The sequence below is a fragment of the Streptomyces sp. CLV115 genome, from assembly GCF_038448545.1.
Taxonomy (GTDB): Bacteria; Actinomycetota; Actinomycetes; order Streptomycetales; family Streptomycetaceae; genus Streptomyces; species Streptomyces sanglieri.
Map to the genome: position 1 here is coordinate 1 of NZ_JBCEWQ010000164.1, position 18,391 is coordinate 18,391.

General features: G+C 71.5%; 14 protein-coding genes. 5 read left to right on the forward strand and 9 right to left on the reverse strand.

All coding sequences use genetic code 11. From position 1 onward, the window contains the following. Positions 1–109 precede the first annotated feature (109 nt). Entirely contained in the window at positions 110–1,132 is a 1,023-nt protein-coding gene (locus AADR41_RS35030; RefSeq protein WP_342285949.1) for a terpene synthase family protein, read from the reverse strand. Between the two features lie 307 nt (positions 1,133–1,439). On the opposite strand from AADR41_RS35030, the gene AADR41_RS35035 reads away from it, so the two are divergent. The 3 genes from AADR41_RS35035 (at position 1,440) to AADR41_RS35045 (ending at position 5,165) form a co-directional block, all read left to right on the forward strand. Beyond that, a complete protein-coding gene (locus AADR41_RS35035; protein ID WP_342285951.1) occupies positions 1,440–2,906 on the forward strand; it encodes a GuaB1 family IMP dehydrogenase-related protein in 1,467 nt (488 codons plus the stop codon). A 196-nt stretch (positions 2,907–3,102) separates the two neighbouring features. After that, positions 3,103–4,560: an aldehyde dehydrogenase family protein gene (locus AADR41_RS35040; RefSeq protein WP_342285953.1), complete on the forward strand. Its 1,458-nt coding sequence runs from the start codon at positions 3,103–3,105 to the stop codon at positions 4,558–4,560. Between the two features lie 110 nt (positions 4,561–4,670). Then, on the forward strand, positions 4,671–5,165 hold the full coding sequence (locus AADR41_RS35045; RefSeq protein ID WP_342285955.1) for an Lrp/AsnC family transcriptional regulator: 495 nt from the start codon (positions 4,671–4,673) through the stop codon (positions 5,163–5,165). Between the two features lie 10 nt (positions 5,166–5,175). Here the strand turns inward: AADR41_RS35045 and AADR41_RS35050 are convergent, their stop codons facing one another. Both AADR41_RS35050 and AADR41_RS35055 read right to left on the reverse strand, forming a co-directional pair. After that, positions 5,176–6,165, reverse strand: coding sequence for a hypothetical protein (locus tag AADR41_RS35050; protein WP_342285956.1), 990 nt, complete (start codon positions 6,163–6,165; stop codon positions 5,176–5,178). A 3-nt stretch (positions 6,166–6,168) separates the two neighbouring features. Next, complete coding sequence (locus tag AADR41_RS35055; protein ID WP_342285958.1) at positions 6,169–9,540, reverse strand: CHAT domain-containing protein; 3,372 nt, start codon at positions 9,538–9,540, stop codon at positions 6,169–6,171. 404 nt (positions 9,541–9,944) lie between these two features. Between AADR41_RS35055 and AADR41_RS35060 the strand changes: the two genes are divergently transcribed. Further along, positions 9,945–10,742, forward strand: coding sequence for a carbon-nitrogen hydrolase family protein (locus AADR41_RS35060; protein WP_342285960.1), 798 nt, complete (start codon positions 9,945–9,947; stop codon positions 10,740–10,742). A gap of 47 nt (positions 10,743–10,789) precedes the next feature. After that, the gene (locus AADR41_RS35065) at positions 10,790–12,481 is read left to right on the forward strand and encodes a flavin monoamine oxidase family protein (protein ID WP_342285962.1); all 1,692 of its coding nucleotides are present in this window, start codon (positions 10,790–10,792) and stop codon (positions 12,479–12,481) included. An 18-nt stretch (positions 12,482–12,499) separates the two neighbouring features. On the opposite strand, the gene AADR41_RS35070 is transcribed toward AADR41_RS35065, so the two are convergent. The 6 genes from AADR41_RS35070 to AADR41_RS35095 are packed head-to-tail and all read right to left on the reverse strand — an operon-like array spanning position 12,500 to position 18,384. Further along, the gene (locus tag AADR41_RS35070) at positions 12,500–13,348 is read right to left on the reverse strand and encodes a fumarylacetoacetate hydrolase family protein (RefSeq protein ID WP_342285963.1); all 849 of its coding nucleotides are present in this window, start codon (positions 13,346–13,348) and stop codon (positions 12,500–12,502) included. Between the two features lie 48 nt (positions 13,349–13,396). After that, positions 13,397–14,419, reverse strand: coding sequence for a hydroxyacid dehydrogenase (locus tag AADR41_RS35075; RefSeq protein WP_342285964.1), 1,023 nt, complete (start codon positions 14,417–14,419; stop codon positions 13,397–13,399). Next, the gene (locus AADR41_RS35080) at positions 14,403–15,458 is read right to left on the reverse strand and encodes a dihydrodipicolinate synthase family protein (protein WP_342285965.1); all 1,056 of its coding nucleotides are present in this window, start codon (positions 15,456–15,458) and stop codon (positions 14,403–14,405) included. Before AADR41_RS35080 ends, AADR41_RS35075 begins: the two co-directional genes overlap by 17 nt. Before the next feature lie 8 nt (positions 15,459–15,466). Then, positions 15,467–16,495 carry an NAD-dependent epimerase/dehydratase family protein gene (locus AADR41_RS35085; protein ID WP_342285966.1) on the reverse strand — a complete coding sequence of 343 codons (1,029 nt, stop codon included), beginning with the start codon at positions 16,493–16,495 and terminating at the stop codon, positions 15,467–15,469. A 6-nt stretch (positions 16,496–16,501) separates the two neighbouring features. Further along, a complete protein-coding gene (locus AADR41_RS35090; protein ID WP_342285967.1) occupies positions 16,502–17,449 on the reverse strand; it encodes a carbohydrate ABC transporter permease in 948 nt (315 codons plus the stop codon). A 2-nt stretch (positions 17,450–17,451) separates the two neighbouring features. Continuing rightward, positions 17,452–18,384, reverse strand: a complete 933-nt coding sequence (locus tag AADR41_RS35095; protein ID WP_342285969.1) for a carbohydrate ABC transporter permease — start codon at positions 18,382–18,384, stop codon at positions 17,452–17,454. Positions 18,385–18,391: the final 7 nt, after the last annotated feature.

Genomic DNA, 18,391 nt, shown 5'->3' on the forward strand with positions numbered 1-18,391 from the left:
ATTCACATGGCGGCGGCGCTCGACCGGCTGCCGCCGTGCACGGTCGTGCAGCTCACCGGGGTGTACGACGCCGGGACGGCCGAGCGCGGTTCCGTGTACGGCGGGGGCCTCAGTCCCGGACCACGCCCAGGACCGTGGCCTCCAGATACTCCTCCGGCTCCTCGTACTGACTCACATCGGCCGGGTTGTAGCGCGGCGTCTGCCGTGACCAGTCGAGATTGCCGCGCATCCAGCTCCGCATGCCGTCCAGGTACGGGCCGAGCATCCAGGACAGCTGCGGGTACGCGGTCAGCAGCTCGGACTCGGCGGCCATGAAGCGCTCCGTCTCCGCCGTGGTCCTGGCACAGACGTGTTCGAGCGCCTCCCGCTCGCCGTAGCCGCGATGGTGCCGGACCAGATGGACGAGGTTGTGGATCTCGCCGAGCACCTGCTCCTTCTCGTACGAATACACGTCATTGGCCCAGCACACGACGTTGCACGAGGCTTCCAGCGCGGTGATGAACCGGGAGTCGTTGTGGATCGACTCGGGCGCCTCGATCCCGGCCACGATCTCTATCAGGTCCATGCAGACATGTATCGCACCCGTGTGACGGCGCTTGGCGATGTACGTCTCCTCCGACGGGACCACGCCGGCGGCCCGGTTCCCCGCCTCCCACGTGGTGGTCGTCGTGAGGTACGTGGTGAGGTGCCAGCCGAACCGGGTGCGCCAGTGCGGGGCAGCGGTCGGCGTCGTCCGCTCCCACAGATCGGCCAGGGCGACCACGGCGGCGGGGAGCTGCCCGTCCGGCAGGGTGCCGGGGGTGTCGGCCTCGATCACGGTCCGCATCAGCCCGACCACGTCGCGCACCCGCTCGGGGCTGCGGCCCAGATGCCCGTCGTCGAGCTGATCGTCGACGAGAAACAGCCATACGAACCAGTCGGCGACGAGGTCGAGATTCTTGCTGTCCGCAGTCGGATACACCATGCCGACGAACGATCCGAAGTCCGCCTGCACGAAACGGTCCCTGGCCGAATCACGGTGTACCAGACCGGTGTTGCGCGTCCATTCGTCGAGGTGGACCCGGGTGTGTCCGACGTTCGGGTTGGTTCGCTGGGGGAACGGGCAGTAGATGTCCGGCAGTTCGCTCTCCACGGGTGGGTCGTGATCCTCTCCGGTCGTACGTGTGACGGAAGTTGTGACCTTCCGGCTGTTCCTCCGGGGCGTAGACAAGACCCACGGGACCTGCGGGTTTTGAAGCTACCCGACCCCTTGTCACCAGGTCCAGGGCAGATGATCGCGAATGATTCCCCGTCCTTCGGGTAAGGTCCGCCGGCAAGGCGGGCTTCCACTCGCCCGGGACGCCCGTCCGGTTCCTTCGGAGGAACGTACGAACGCGGGTGCCTTTTGTTGTGTCTTCCTGGAAGCGACCCGCTCCGTTTCGTATGAAAAAATGAGCGTTATGCGTTTTCTTGAGCCCGGTACTGGTCGTTACACAGAGTCCCCCTCGGTCCCGTACGACCTCACGTACGACGACGTCTTCATGGTCCCGGGCCGTTCGGCAGTCGGTTCCCGCCAGGGTGTCGACCTCTCCTCGCCCGACGGCACCGGCACCACCATCCCTCTCGTCGTGGCGAACATGACGGCCATCGCGGGCCGCCGGATGGCCGAAACGATCGCCCGCCGCGGCGGCATCGTCGTCATCCCGCAGGACATCCCGATCGAGGTCGTCACCGACGTCATCTCCTGGGTGAAAACGCGACACCTGGTGCTCGACACACCGATCGTGCTGGCCCCGGGCCAGACGGTCGCCGACGCCCTGTCGCTGCTGCCGAAGCGCGCGCACGGCGCGGGCGTCGTCGTCGACGAGGAGCAGCGCCCCGTCGGCGTCGTCACCGAGCACGACCTGACCGGCGTCGACCGCTTCACCCAGCTCTCCGAGGTCATGACCAGGGACCTGGTGCTGCTGGACGCGGACATCGACCCGCGCGACGCGTTCAACAAGCTGGACGGCGCCAACCGCAAGCTCGCCCCCGCGGTCGACGCGGACGGCCGTCTCGTCGGCATCCTCACCCGCAAGGCCGCACTGCGCGCCACGCTCTACGCCCCCGCCACCGACGCGCAGGGCAGGCTGCGGATCGCCGCCGCCGTCGGCATCAACGGCGACGTCGCGGGCAAGGCCAAGCAGCTCCTCGACGCCGGCGTCGACACGCTCGTCGTGGACACCGCCCACGGCCACCAGGAGTCCATGATCAACGCGGTCCGGGCCGTGCGCGCGCTCGACCCGCAGGTCCCGATCGTCGCCGGCAACATCGTCGCCGCCGAGGGCGTGCGCGACCTCGTCGAGGCCGGCGCGGACATCATCAAGGTCGGTGTCGGCCCCGGCGCCATGTGCACCACCCGGATGATGACCGGCGTGGGCCGGCCGCAGTTCTCCGCCGTTCTGGAGTGTGCCGCCGAGGCGAAGAAGTACGGCAAGCACGTCTGGGCGGACGGCGGTGTCCGGCACCCGCGCGATGTCGCCATGGCGCTCGCCGCGGGCGCGTCCAACGTGATGATCGGTTCCTGGTTCGCCGGTACGTACGAGTCGCCCGGCGACCTCCAGCAGTCCGCCGACGGCCGCTTCTACAAGGAGTCCTTCGGCATGGCGTCCGCGCGCGCCGTGAAGAACCGCACGTCGGACGAGTCCTCCTACGACCGGGCCCGCAAGGCCCTCTTCGAGGAGGGCATCTCCACCTCGCGGATGTTCCTCGACCCGGCCAGGCCCGGCGTCGAGGACCTGATCGACTCGATCATCGCGGGCGTCCGCTCCTCCTGCACCTACGCCGGCGCGGCCTCGCTGGCGGAGTTCGCCGAGAAGGCGGTCGTCGGGGTGCAGAGCGCCGCGGGCTACGCCGAGGGCAAGCCGCTGCACGCCAGCTGGAGCTGATCCCTCCCCGGATGTATCCGGTGCCCCTCCCGGCCGCTGCGGCCCGGAGGGGCACCGGCGTTTCCGGGGCCGGCGAGGGGCCGCGCGGATGTCCGGTTCCAGCCGTCCGGCGGCGCCATTACCCGCTTCAACCCCATTGAAAGATAAGTAACATGAAGCGCAATCAGCTGCCCGTTCCTCCGTGGTAAGGGAACTCATGTCCTTCTTCACCGACCTGGCACATCAGTACATCGACGGAGAGTGGAGGCCGGGCAAGGGCTCCTGGGACATCATCGACTTCAACCCGTACAACGGTGAGAAGCTCGCCTCGATCACGGTCGCCACGGCCGACGAGGTCGACCGGGCGTACCGGTCCGCGCAGGACGCCCAGCAGGCCTGGGGCGAGACCAACCCCTACGCCCGGCGCGCGGTGCTGGAGCGGGCGCTGCGGATCGTCGAGGAGCGCGAGTCCGAGATCGGTGACGCGATCGTCGCGGAGCTGGGCGGCACCCGGCTGAAGGCGGCCTTCGAACTGCACCTCGCCAAGGAGTTCCTGCGGGAGTCGGTCCAGCTCGCGCTGCGGCCCTCCGGGCAGATCCTGCCCTCGCCGACCGAGGGCAAGGAGAACCGGGTCTACCGGGTGCCCGTCGGCGTCGTCGGTGTCATCAGCCCCTTCAACTTCCCGTTCCTGCTGTCCCTGAAGTCGGTCGCCCCCGCGCTGGCGCTCGGCAACGCGGTGGTGCTCAAGCCGCACCAGAACACCCCGGTCTGCGGCGGCACGCTGGTGGCGAAGGTGTTCGAGGAGGCCGGGCTGCCGGCCGGACTGCTCAACGTCGTGGTCACCGACATCGCCGAGATCGGCGACGCCCTGCTGGAGCACCCCGTGCCGCAGGTCATCTCCTTCACCGGCTCGGACAAGGTGGGACGGCACGTCGCCACGGTCTGCGCGGCGAACCTCAAGCGCGTCGTGCTCGAACTCGGCGGCAACAGCGCGCTGATCGTCCTCGACGACGCCGATCTCGACTACGCCGTGGACGCGGCCGTCTTCAGCCGGTACGTGCACCAGGGCCAGGTCTGCATGGCCGCCAACCGGATCCTGGTCGACCGGTCGGTGGAGCGGGAGTTCACCGAGAAGTTCGTCGCCAAGGTCGCCTCGCTCAAGGTCGGCGACCCGGCCGAGCCGGACACCGTGATCGGCCCGCTGATCAACTCCTCGCAGGCCGAGGCCATTTCCGCGCTCGTCGACCAGGCCGTGGCGGCCGGTGCGACGGCCCTGCTGCACGGCGGCACCGACGGCAATCTGGTGAGCCCGTCCGTGCTGACCGGGCTGGCCGCCGATTCCCCCGTGCTCTCCCAGGAGATCTTCGGCCCGGTCGCCCTGCTCATCCCGTTCGACGGCGAGGACGAGGCGGTCCGGATCGCCAACGACACCCCGTACGGCCTGAGCGGCGCGGTGCACACCGGTGACATCGAACGCGGCGTACGGGTCGGGCAGCGCATCCACACCGGCATGATCCACATCAACGACGGCACGGTCCACGACGAGCCGATCGTCCCCTTCGGCGGCGAGAAGAGCTCCGGCCTCGGCCGGCTGAACGGCGACTCCATGATCGAGGCCTTCACCACCCAGAAGTGGATCTCGGTGCAGCACGGCCGTTCCCGGTTCCCGTTCTGACCGGTCGCACCCCGCCGTGAGCGCGCCCGGGCGGGCGCGCCATGGTCTACTTCGGGGGCGGCCCGCGCCGCCCCCGACACCGGCCATCGCAGAGAAGTGAACCGCCCGAAGTGCGCCTGAACGACCTCGACGAACGCATCGTCCACGCCCTCGCCGAAGACGCCCGGCGCTCCTACGCGGACATCGGCGCGATGATCGGCCTGTCCGCGCCCGCCGTGAAACGCCGGGTGGACCGGCTGCGCGCCGAGGGAGCCATCACCGGCTTCACGGTCCGGGTCGACCCGGCGGCGCTGGGCTGGGAGACCGAGGGGTTCATCGAGATCTACTGCAGCCGCAACACCTCGCCGGAGGCGATCAAGCGGGGCCTCGCACGCTATCCGGAGATCGCGTCGGCCTCCACGGTGACCGGTGAGGCCGACGCGATCGTGCAGGTCTTCGCCGCCGACATGCGCCACTTCGAGCAGGTGCTGGAACGGATCGCGGGCGAACCGTACGTGGAGCGGACGAAGTCCGTACTGGTGCTGTCGCCGCTGCTGCGGCGGTATGCGGCGGGACCGCCCGACGGATCGGACCCCGAGCGGTCCGAAGCCGGCGCCCCCCGCTGACCCGGGGCCGCTACGGAGTATCCGGCCAGGCGTGCGCGATGTCGTCGGTCAGCTCCATCGCGAGCGCCCTGCTCAGCAGGCGCCCGCACGCCACCTCCGCCTCGGTCGAGGCCGGAGGTGCGAAGCCTGCCGCGCGGTACAGCCGGACCCGGTGCACGGCGAAGACGTCCCGCACATGCTCGCAGTACTGCTCGACGCCGGAACGCAGGGCCCGGTACGCACCCCAGACGCCCAGCGCGCAGGCCACCAGCCAGCACAGCCGGGCCACCGCACCGGTCAGGGCCAGGGCCCACAGCGGTGCGACGGCAGCGCAGATCAGCGCCTGCGTGCGGCCCAGCACGCGGGTCGCCGAGGCGACCAGGCGCTCGCGGGCGGTGGACTCCAGACACTCGACGAACGGCCCCCAGCAGACGGGCAGGGACAGCCCGTAGTTCCGCTCGATTCCGGCGGCCACCCCGTGCAGTGCGTTGCCCACCGCGGTGGGACGCAATTCGTCGCGCCGCCGCGGATAGTGCGACCACATCCGTCGGGCCCCGGTACGCCGCCAGGCGTTCTGCGTCCGCCACACGGCCAGCCGGTCACCGGCCAGATCGCCGGGACCGGACAGGTCGTCGGCCCGCCCTCCGAGCCGCTCACGGCGGACCGCGTGGCGGGCGGTACGCAGCCGGGCGAAGGCCACCACCGGGGCCGACGTCCCCCACTTCCCCGCCAGCACCTCCAGCAGGGGGGACGCCACGGCCGACAGTCCCATCGCGCAGAGAACCATCGCCGCGGTCGCCGCGGCGGCGGCCAGAGCGACCCCCCACGGTCCCTGCCCCACCAGTCGGCAGGCCGGCCCGGCGATTCCCCGCGTCCCCGCGGGACAGACGTCCGGCAGACCGCCCGGACGCAGCGCGACGAGCAGGGCTCCGGCCAGCCAGAACAGCACCAGCGGGCCGCTCATGGCCGCTGTCCACCGTTTGGCGAGCGGCTCCACCATGCCCTTCACGAGTTCGCCCACGTGCTACTCCCGCCTCAGGGCCTGGCGGGGATGCCGGGGGCAGGTGTCCTCGTCGAACGGCGCCTTCGCGTCGCCCTTGGCCCGGTACGGACAGTCGGCCTCAGGACACAGCCAGACGACTTCGGAGCGTTCGCCCCCGGGCATCCTGGCGAAGATCGGCGAGCGGGTCTGCGCCGCCCGCCCGCCGTCCCGCCCTGCGGCGCACCCGGCCTCCGCCTCCGGACCGAGGTGCGGAGCGAGGGCGCCGGGAACCCCCCTGCCGTAGTGGAGGAAGGCCCCCCAGTGCAATGGGTCCTCGGCCCTGGTCCGCGCTGCCGCGCTCCCGCCCGCCGTCCGGCGGCGCGCCCGTGCGAGCGCGCGCAACTGGGCCTGGCGCAGGGCTTCGGCGGCGGGCAGCCCGTCGAGGTTGAGGAAGTGGTGGAAGTCCGTCATCAGCTGCGCCGCGTCCTCGTCGCGCACCGCCCACAGAGTGCCGACGACCGCGGCGGCCCCCGCCGACGCGAAGGCGGTGGCGAGGCTGAGCGACTCGTCGTAACGATCACCAGGTACGGCCGTGGCACACCCGGAGAGCACGACCAGAGGGCCGTCGCGGCGACCGGTGGGACGGACGCTCCGCAGCAGGGCGCCCACCGTGAGCCGCTGCCCACCGGCGAGGACCAGATGGGAATCGGCTGCGGGGGCACAACTGCGGGCGTGGCAGGCGAAGTGGGCCACGGGGGGTGCGCCGGAAACCGTGTCCGCGAGGAGCGAGCCGAGAACCGCCCGCGGTGTGGCCGGGGGAGCGACCGGATCGCCGGAACGGCCGAGCCGGGGCCCCTTGGCGTAGTACCAGCGGTGGAGGTCGCCGCCTTCCTGCCGGGCGTGCGGCAGGTCGTCGGACGGGTCGGCCACCACCAGCCCCGCGCCGTTCAGAGGGGTCTGGGCCCGGTCGGCGAAGCCGCCCAGAGAACCCGCTGACGGTGCGTAGCTGAAACCGGCGTCCTCGATCGCGTAATGACGTCCGGGTCCATCGCCCCTGCGCCGTGCGGCGTGCCAGGGCACCAGACCCAGCGTGCCCGTGGGCACCAGCACCACCTGCGGAACCGTCCGCTCCGCGAGCTCCGGGCGGGCCGACAGATGACTCAGGAGCGGCCCCACCACCGCCTGCCAGGACCACTCGTACACCCCTCGCAGCGCCTTGCCCCACTCGTTGTCCGCCCTCTTGTCCTCGGGGAACCGCAGGCGCCTGTCGTGCGCCAGCACGAGCCGGCGCAGCTCCACGGAGTTCTCGCAGAGGTCCGGCAGGGCCGTCGCCGTCGCATCTCCCGCCGCGTGCAGGACCAGCGCCCTCCCCGGCGTGGCGCCGCGCCCCAGGACCAGGTGCACGACGGCGTCGGCGTCGACGGCGCGGACCTGCTCGGCGAGCGCCCGGAGCGAGGGCCTTTCCAGGAGGCCCGCCGCCGGGGCCGGCCCGATCCGGCTCCGCGGTGACAGAGCCTGCCGTACCTCCGCCAGGAGCCGTTGACGATCCTGTCCGGCCGGCGGGCCGTCGAGTTCCCGGTGAGGAGCCGAGGGCCCGGCGGAAAGGGCCGTGCTCTCCCTCGCGAGCAGCCACCGCCTTCGCAGGTCATCGCTGCCGATGGAGGCGAGACGGTCCGCGACCGGGTCCGCGTCGGTCGCGGCGTGCAGAGCGAGATCGCGTGCGGACTCGATCGCGGCGAAGGCCTCTCCCGGCTGTTCGTCGGCCGACAGCCAGGCCGCCATCTCCGCCGCTTCGCCGAGGGTCCGCCGGGCCCAGCGGTAGGCCTCCGCGGGATCGGGCTGGGCCAGCACGTCCCACACCCGGTCGCCGAGAACCTCCCGGGCCAGCTCGTGGCTCTCCTCGTGCCGCCCCATTCCCCGGCGAAGCCGGGCCCGGGCCCAGCGCAGGGTGGAGACACGGGGGCCGGCCGACTCCGCGTTCAGCCCTTCCACGAGGACGCCGAGCCGCAGGTCGAGGGCCTCCGCCCGGACCTCCACCACCGGGGACCGGCCGCCGTCGAACTCGGCGACCGCGCAGAGCAGTTCGAGTGCCTGCGCCTGGAGGGCGAGCGTGGTGTGCTCCGTGTCCAGCGCCTCGCCGGCCAGCCGGGCGGCCCGGGCGCGCTGGGGCGTCGGGTCCGCCATGAGGGCGCGGGCGAGGTTCAGTGACACCGCCGCATAGGCGGTGGTTCCGCGCCGCAGCAGTTCTCGGGCGCTGTCCAGCCGGACCACCGCCGCGGCGGCATCCGCCGGATCCCGCGACGCCTCGTGGCGTGCGAGCAGGTACCCGGCCAGGTTGTTCAGGCTCCAGGCGCGCTGCGCCGGGCTCCGGGCCTGCTCCACCGACGCCGTGCCCGCGTCCACGGCATCGTCCAGTGCTTCCGGGTCGCCGCTGTTCAGATAGGCCGCGAACCGGGCGCCGGCGAGCGAGGGATAGTGCTCGACGTTGTACTGCAGCTCCCCGGCCCGCCGCAGGTCCGCCGGGTTCCCGCGCTGGCCGTGACGGCAGAGCAGCGCGTCCGCCAGCGTCGACAGGACGGTGTCGAGGTCGGGATCGTCGTCGCGCAGCCGGGCCGCGGAGCGCTCCAGCGCGGCGACGGCGTTGTCGAGGTCCACCCCGCGGCCCGTCAGCTCGTGGCGGGCCAGAAGCGCCATTGCGAGCACGGCCTCCCACGGAGGCGGGTGCGCGGACCCGGGCTCGGCGGGCTGGTCGAACACCCGGGCGACCATCGCGTATTCGATCGCCCCGTCGAGGTCCTCCCGCTGCTCGGAGCGGACGAACCGGAGCAGCAGGGCCCACGCGAGGTCGCCGTAAGCGGATTCCTGGTGCACCCCGTCCGAGGGCACCTCCCGGACCACGCTCCGCAGAACGGCCTCCGCTTCGTCGAGCTGCTCCGGCGCACCGGTGCGCAGGTGATCCGTCAGGAGACGACGCCCCAGCTCGGCCGCGGACGCCTCCTCCGCAGGATGCTGCCGGTCCTCCAGGTAGCGGGCGGGAGCGACCGGCGGCCTCGGCCAGCGGGACGCCGGATCACGATCGCCGGGCGGCGGTGACCAGGCGTACCCCGAATGCCCGGCGTCCTGCGCCGTCCTGCGGACGTGGACCGGCTCCGCGGAACGCACGGCGGCCGGGCGCCGAGGAACCGGTAAGGAGTCCGTGCCCGTGTCGAGGCCGAGCTCCACGGCGGCCGCCAACGCTCCGGCGACGTCGGCCGCCCCCTCGTGGGACGCCAGCGCCGCCTGTGCGGTGCGCGCCGCCAGCGCGGCCCACCATTCATCCGGCCGCGGCCCCTCCGGCAGTACGCCCGGCCCGAGCCAGCGCCTCGCCAGGCCCGCCACCTCGTCCACCCGGCGCCCGCGCTCGTCGTCCCTCACCGCGCCCCTCCCTCACGTACAGCAGTACGCCAGGCTAAGGGCTGTCCCGCAATTCCTGGCGGGCGTGCGACGACAGCTACGGCACCTCGCCGCGGTGGCGGAACGTCCACATACATCCAGTACGTGGACGTCCCTCCGCCTTGCGATGCACCGCATCTGACGCCGCACGCTGTTCCACCAGGAATTGCGGGACAGCCCTTGGCGGCAGCCCTCGGGCCGCCCGGGCCCGTTGCCTCCGTCACATCCTTGACCTGTGTGTTTCCCGCCGCGCAATGAATCGCCACTCTGCCCCCGAGTGCGCAACGAATCGACGGTGCACGCGCAACACTCGCGCCTTGTCCCCCACGAGCGGCGGACCGTACCTTCGATACGTCCCCGCCAGCCCGCACCGTCCGAGGTCAGCCATGCCGCCGTTGCGCACCGCCCTGCTCCAGAACTCCGGACGTCCCGGGCACGTGGCCGGGAACATCGAGGTGCTCGACGGCGCGGCGCGGCGTGCGGCCGACGCCGGGGCGCGGCTCCTGGTCTGCCCCGAGCTGTTCCTGACCGGCTACGCGATCGGGGCCGAGGTGCCCCGGCTGGCCGAGCCGGCCGACGGGCCGTCCGCCCTGGCCGTCGGCGAGATCGCCGCCCGGCACGGACTCGCCGTCCTCTACGGCTACCCCGAGCGCGCCGGCGAGCGGATCTTCAACGCGGCACAGCTCATCGGCCCGGACGGGACACCGCTCGCCAACTACCGCAAGACCCACCTCTTCGGCGCCTTCGAGCACGAGTGGTTCACCCCGGGCGAGCAGACCGTGGTCCAGGCCGAACTGGACGGCGTACGCATCGGGATCATGATCTGCTACGACGTCGAGTTCCCGGAGAACGTCCGCGCCCACGCCCTCGCGGGCACCGATCTGCTGCTGGTGCCCACCGCGCAGATGCACCCCTTCCAGTTCGTCGCCGAGTCCCTCGTGCCGGTCCGTGCCTTCGAGAACCAGATGTACGTCGCGTACGTCAACAGGACCGGTCCGGAGGGCGAGTTCGAGTTCGTCGGGCTGAGCTGCCTGGCCGGTCCCGACGGTGCCGTGCGCAGCCGCGCCGGACGCGGCAAGGAACTGGTCGTCGGCGAGGTGGACCCGGCGCTGCTGAGCGCCTCGCGGACCGTCAACCCGTATCTGCACGACCGCCGCCCCGGCCTGTACGGCTCCCTCGTCTGAACCCGCCCCACCGTTCCACTGTCTTTCGCGCAAGGAGTCCGTACCCCATGACGTCCACGGTGCCCAACGCCGTCCAGCACACCGACGCCACCGAGCCGATCACCATGTTCGGGCCGGACTTCCCCTACGCGTACGACGACTTCCTGGCGCACCCCGCCGGCATCGGGCAGATACCGGCGACCGAGCACGGCACCGAGGTCGCCGTCATCGGCGGCGGGCTCTCCGGCATCGTCGCCGCGTACGAGCTGATGAAGATGGGGCTCAAGCCCGTCGTCTACGAGGCGGACCGGATCGGTGGCCGGCTGCGCACCGTCGGATTCGAGGGCTGCGACCCGCAGCTCACCGCCGAGATGGGGGCGATGCGCTTCCCGCCGTCCTCCACCGCGCTCCAGCACTACATCGACCTGGTCGGCCTGGAGACGAAGCCGTTCCCCAACCCGCTCTCCCCGGCCACCCCCTCGACGGTCGTCGACCTCAAGGGCGAGTCCCACTACGCGCGGACCATCGACGACCTGCCGCAGGTCTACCGCGATGTGATGGACGCCTGGAACCGGTGTCTGGAGGAGGGCGCGGACTTCTCCGACATGAACCGCGCGATGCGCGAGCGCGATGTGCCGCGCATCCGGGAGATCTGGTCGAAGCTCGTCCAGAAGCTCGACAACCAGACCTTCTATGGATTCCTCTGCGACTCCGAAGCCTTCAAGTCGTTCCGGCACCGGGAGATCTTCGGCCAGGTCGGCTTCGGCACCGGAGGCTGGGACACCGACTTCCCCAACTCCATCCTGGAGATCCTCCGCGTCGTCTACACCGAGGCGGACGACCATCACCGGGGCATCGTCGGCGGCAGCCAGCAGCTCCCGCTGCGGCTCTGGGACCGCGAGCCGCAGAAGATCGTCCACTGGCCGCTCGGCACGTCGCTGTCCTCGCTGCACGACGGCGAGCCGCGCCCCGCCGTGACCAGGCTGAACCGCACCGCCGGCAACCGGATCACCGTCACCGACGCCACCGGCGACATCCGCACCTACCCGGCCGCGATCTTCACCGGGCAGTCCTGGCTGCTGCTCTCCAAGATCGACTGCGACGACGCGCTCTTCCCGATCGACCACTGGACGGCGATGGAGCGCACCCACTACATGGAGTCGTCCAAGCTCTTCGTCCCCGTCGACCGGCCGTTCTGGCTCGACAAGGACGAGAGCACGGGACGGGAGGCCATGTCGATGACGCTCACCGACCGGATGACCCGGGGGACGTACCTGCTGGACGACGGGCCCGACCGGCCCGCCGTCATCTGCCTCTCGTACACCTGGTGCGACGACAGCCTGAAGTGGCTGCCGCTCTCCCCGAACGAGCGCATGGACGTCATGCTCAAGTCGCTCGGCGAGATCTACCCCGACGTCGACATCAGGAAGCACATCATCGGCAACCCGGTCACGGTCTCCTGGGAGAACGAGCCGTGGTTCATGGGCGCGTTCAAGGCCAACCTGCCCGGCCACTACCGCTACCAGCGGCGGCTGTTCACCCACTTCATGCAGGACCGGCTGCCCGCCGACCGGCGGGGGCTGTTCCTCGCGGGAGACGACATCTCCTGGACGGCCGGCTGGGCGGAGGGCGCCGTACAGACCGCGCTCAACGCCGTCTGGGGTGTGATGACCCGGTTCGGCGGCGCGACCGATGCGACGAACCCCGGCCCGGGCGATGTCTTCGACGACATCGCCCCGGTCGAACTCCCGGAGGACTGAGCCCCGTCACGGCCTCCGTCAGGCGGGCCGGCAGGCGCTGCGCTGCCGGCCGAGGCCCGAGATCTCGACCTCCATCACATCGTCCGGGCCCAGGTAGGGGAAGCGGCCGGACAGTGCCACGCCCTGCGGGGTGCCGGTGTTGATGACGTCGCCGGGCTCCAGCACCAGGTACTGCGACAGATGGTGCACCAGATGCGCCACGCTGAAGATCATGTCCGCGGTGGAGGAGTCCTGGCGGGGCTCACCGTTGACGAAGCTGCGCAGCCGCAGCTGCTGCGGGTCGCCGACCTCGTCGGCCGTCACCAGCACCGGGCCCAGCGGGTTGAACGTCGCGCAGCTCTTGCCCTTGGACCACTGCCCGCCCGACTCCTCCAGCTGGAAGGCCCGTTCGGACACGTCGTTGCTGACGGCGTAACCGGCGATGTGCGCGGCGGCGTCGGCGGGGGAGTCCAGGTAGGAGGCGCGGCGGCCGATGACCACGGCCAGCTCCACCTCCCAGTCCGTCTTCTTCGAGCCACGCGGGATCAGCACGTCGTCGTACGGACCGACGACGGTGTTCGGCGACTTGTAGAAAAGGATCGGCTGCTCGGGCGGCTCGGCCCCCGACTCCGCCGCGTGAGCCGCGTAGTTCTGCCCGATGCAGAGCAGTGCGGACGGCCGGGCCACCGGGGCGCCGATCCGCTGACCGGTGATGTCGGTCTCCGGGAGCACCGGTTCGGCGGGCACCAGGTGCGGGTTGTCGGCGAGCGCGGCGAGGAACGCGCCGTCGATGTCGCCGGTGATGCCGGACAGGTCGTAGTGACGGCCCTCGGGGCAGACGAGGACCGGGCGCTCGTGGCCCGGCTCGCCGATGCGCATCAGTCGCATGAAATGAGATCTCCTGATCGGTACGGGGGTCGAGGGCTCGGTGAGCCCTCAGCGCAGACGGATGAGGGCGTCGGCGGTGACGGCGTGGACCGGGGGGTGTCCGGCGAGCAGCCGCAGCACCTCGTCGACGGCGCTGGCGCCCAGCCGCTGCCGGCACTCGACGCTGCCCGCCGCCTGGTGCGGGGTGAGCAGCACGTTGGGCAGCGAACGGAACGGGTGGTCCGCGGGCAGTGGTTCGGCGTCGAAGACGTCGATCGCCGCGTCCAGCCGGCCCGAGGCCAGTTCGGCCAGGAGCGCGTCCTCGTCCACCAGCCAGGACCTGGCGGTGTTCACCAGACCCGCCCCGTCCGGCATCAGCGCCAGCTGCTCGGCGCCGACCATCCGGTGGGTCTCCTCGGTGACCGGTGCGTGCACGGCCACGATCCTGCTGCGCGAGAGCAGCGTTTCGAGGGGTACGGACTCCACGCCGAGCGCCTCGGCGTCCGCGGCGGACAGATACGGGTCGGTGACGCTCACCCGCGCGCCCATCGCCCGCACCAGGGCGATGTAGGCGCGCCCGGTGCGGGAGGCGCCGATCACGCCGATGTCGCTGCCGTGGATCTCGTGGCGCGGCGGGGCCTCGCTCGCCGCCGCCCACTCCAGCCCGCCGCGCAGCGCGTGGTCGAAGCGCTGGATGCGGTGCAGCAGCGAGAGCGTGAAGGCGAGGGCCACCTCGGCGACCGGGCGGGCCATCTCGTCACCGGCCTGGGTGACCAGGATGCCGCGCCGGAACACGTCCTCGGTGACGTAGGGCGCGACCGCCGAACCGGTGTGCGCCACCAGCTCCAGCCGGTCGGCCGACGCGAGCAGTCCGGCGTCCACCTTGGGCGCCCGCCACGAGGTGATCAGCGCCCGGGCACCGGGCAGCGCGGCCGCGACCGCCGCCCGGTTCCAGTGGTCGTCGACGACGGTGAGTTCGGCCGCCCGCTCCAGCTCCCGCCACACCTCGGCGGTGAAGAACTGGGCGCGCAGGCCCGGCGGTACGGCGACGACCACCCGGGAGCGGTCGGCAGGATCAGGAGAGCCAGGCATCGAGGTGCTCCGCAACGAAGGCGTCATCGGTCAGCCAAGGGTAGGCCGCGGCCACCCGGCTGATCTCCTCGGCCTGTCCGGGGGAGAGCGTCTCGGCCGGGTCCAGGCACCGGATGTTCGCCAGCAGGCCCTGGCGGCGCAGCACTTCGTGGACCCCGGCGATGCAGCCGCGGAACGCGCCGCGCACATCGAAGACCGCGCTGTTGGCGTCGGTCAGTTCGGGGCGCCGGGCCAGGCAGCGCACCATCGCCTCGTGGTCCCCGCCGCGGGCCCTGCGGACGTCGTCCAGGAGCGTCACCGCGGAGCCGGTCCACACGGCCCACTGGCCGAGCAGCCCGCCCGCGAACCAGCGGGGACTGCCGCCCGCCGTCTCGTACGGGGTGAGCAGATCACCGATGATGTCGTCGTCGTTGCCCGTGTACAGCGCCACCTCGTCGGCCCGGTCGGCGGCGGCCACGGCGCGTACGACATCGGCGGTGCGGTAGCGGTCGAACGGGGCGATCTTCACCGCGGCCGTGTTCGGCAGATCGGTGAACGAGGACCAGAAGTGCGGCGACAGGTAGCGTCCGCCGACCGCCTCCTGGAGGTAGAAGCCGATCACCGGCAGCACCTCGCCGACCGCCCGCGCCCGCTCCAGCAGGCCCTTCTCGTCCGCGCCGGGCACGGCCGGGCTGAGCAGCACCGCGTCGTAGCCGAGCTCGGCGGCGGTCTCGGCCTCCGCCACGGCCTGGGCCGTGTACCCGCAGGCACCGGCGACCTTGATGAACGGCCGGCCGGCCTCGGCGTCGATCGTTTCGGCGGCGAGCTCCAGCACCGGCCGGAACAGACCGACCTCCGGCTCGCGGATCTCGAACTGGGTGGTGTGCACGGCGACGGCGACGCCGCCCGCGCCGGAGGCCAGGTAGTAGCGGGTCAGCGCTCGCTGCCGGCGCTCGTCGAAGGAGCCGTCGTCGTGCAGGGCGAGCGGGTGCGCGGGGATCACGGCACCCTGGGCGAGCGCGTCCAGGGCGGGGGTCGGCGCGAGTGAGGGAGTGGACATGGAGTGGATCAGAACCTTCCGTCACGGACCTGGAACTTGGTGGGCTTGCCGGACAGCGGCAGCCCGCGGCGCAGCCAGTCGGCCTGCCACTCGACGAGGGTGCGCAGCGCGACGTCCGGATAGCCGAACAGCGCGTGGCAGCGGCTCGCGTCGGAGAGCAGCGCGGTGGGCGCCTCCTCGCCGGCGAACACCGGCTCCTTGCCGAACTCCTCGCCGAACCAACGGGCCAGGCGGCGCACCGAAGCGGTCTCGGGGCCGGTGAGGTTGAGGGTGAACGCCTCGCCGTCGGTGGCGTGCAGCAGCGAGCGCAGCGCGACCTCGTTGGCGTACCCCTGCCACACCACATTGGCGTGGCCGGTCGTCACGTCGACGGGCTCGCCGGCCTGCACGCGGTAGGCGATGTCGGCGAGTACGCCGTAGCGCAGGTCGACCGCGTAGTTGAGCCGGATGTTGGCGACCCTGGTGCCACGGGTCAGCGCGGCGTGGCCGAAGATCCGCTCCCGGCCCAGGCACGACATGGCGTACTCGCCGACCGGGCCGACCGGGTCGCTCTCCGTGCAGCCGCCGGAGGAGACCGGCACCAGCGGGTACACATTGCCGGTGGAGAACGCGGCGATCCGCGCCCCCGACCAGCGGCGCGCCACCCGGTCCGGCATCGCGGCGTTCACCGCCCAGGCGTGCGAAGGGGCCCCGGCGGAGCCGAACTTGGCGCCGACCATGAACACGACGTTCCCGGCGTCCGGCAGTCCGGCCAGGTCGGCGGCCGGGTCCATCAGGTCGAAGGCCACGGTGGAGACCCCGGCGGCCTCCAGCTCGTCGGCGGCGGACTTGTCGGACCAGCGGGAGACCGCGTACACGGTCACGTCCTGGCGGCCCGCGGCGTCCAGCGCCCGGCGGGCGAGCCGGCACAGGCTGGGGCCCATCTTGCCGCCCGCGCCGAGCACCAGCAGATCGCCTTCGAGGCGGCCGAGATCGGCAACGAGCGCGGGGGAGGGGGTGGCGAGCCGCTCTTCGAGCGCGGCCTCATCGGTGAACATTCGTGACTATCCCTTGATTCCGGACGCGGTGACGCCCTCGGTGAAGTAGCGCTGGCCCACCATGTACGCGGCGAAGATGGGCACGAACGCGATGACGGAGCCGGAGAGCACCACATTGAGCGGCACGTTCTGCTGCTGGAGCGAGGCGATGCCGACGGTCAGGGTGCGCATGTCGGTGGACTGGCCGATGATCAGCGGCCACAGGAAGTCGTTCCAGTGCCACAGGAAGACGAAGACGCCGAGGGTGGCCAGGATCGGCTTCAGCAGCGGCAGCACGATCCGGTAGAAGATCTGCCACTCGTTGCAGCCGTCCAGCCGGGCCGCCTCGAAGAGCTCGTCCGGCAGCCCCTGGATGAACTGCCGCATCAGGAACACCGCCTGGGCGTTGGCCAGGGTCGGCACGATCAGACCCCAGTAGGTGTCCACACCGCCCAGCTTCGCGATCATCGCGAAGGTCGGGATCATCGTGACGTGGTACGGGACCATCACCATCGACAGGAACGACCAGAACATGGTCTCCCGGCCGGGGAAGCGCTTCTTGGCGAAGGCGTACCCGGCGAGCGAGGCGAGCAGCAGCACGCCGACGACCGAGACGACCGAGTAGATCAGTGTGTTGAACAGCCAGCGCGGCACGTCCTGGGCGTTCATGACGGTGTCGTACGCCTCGCCGGTCAGCGGCCACGGCAGCAGGCTGCCGGGGAACTCGACCGCCGCGGACGGCTTCAGGGAGAGCACGACCATCGCGTAGAACGGGAAGATCGTGACGAGCGCGGCCACCGTCAGCAGGACGGCGCGGCCGATCCGGCCGGCCCGGGTGGGCCGCATGCCGTACGGGACGGTGTCCTGCTCCGAGAGCTTGCGCAGCCTGCGTTCGGCGCGGCGCGCGGCCCGGTCGGGGGCCGCGGGGACCTTCTCCGCGGGCGGGGTCTCGGTCTGGGCGGGTGCTGCGGTCATGGTCACTGGTCCTTCCCGATCACGAGCCGCTGGATCACCGCGACCACCACGGTCAGCGCGAAGAGCGCGACGCCGATGGCGGAGGCGTAACCCAGGTCGAAGTACTTGAAGCCCGCGTCGTAGAGCTGGAAGACGAGCGTGTAGCTGGCGTTGGCGGGGCCGCCGCCGGTCATCGTGTACACCGCGTCGAAGACCTGGAACGACGCCGTCGTCTCGATCACGGCGAGGAAGAACAGGGCGGGCTTGAGCTGCGGCAGCACGATGTACCGGAACCGCTGCCAGGGGCCCGCGCCGTCGGTGAGCGCGGCTTCCTCCAGCTCCCGGGGGATGTCCTGCATCCGGGCCAGCAGGATGAGCATCCCGTAGCCGAAGCGGGACCAGACGCCGACGATCGCGAGCGCGGGCAGCACCAGCACGTCGTCGGAGAGCCAGGAACCCTCGGACATCCCGAACCAGCTCATCACGGTGGACCACGGCCCGCCGGTCGAGAAGATCCAGACGAAGACGGTGGCGGCCAGCACCAGCGAGGTGACGACCGGCAGGAAGAACACCGAACGGAAGAACTTCGCGCCGCGGAACGCACGGCGGGTGATCAGTGCCAGCGACACCGAGGCGATGAGCGTGCCCGGCACGGCGAGCACGGTGTAGAGGACCGTGACCTTCAGCGCCTGCCAGAACAGCGGGTCGTCCCAGAGGCGGGTGAAGTTGTCCAGCCCGATGAAGCTGCCACCGCCCGTGAGGGAGTAGTCGGTGAAGCTCATCAGTACACCGGCGATGCCCGGACCGAACCGGAACGCCAGGAAGAGCAGGAAACACGGAAGGACGAAGAGCAGGCCGATCCGGGCCTCGCGGCGCGCCTGCGGCCCGCTGCGACGGCCCCGGCGGGTTGGTTCCGCGACGACTGCCACGGGGATCTCCTTGCGGTACGGGGGAATTGCGGGG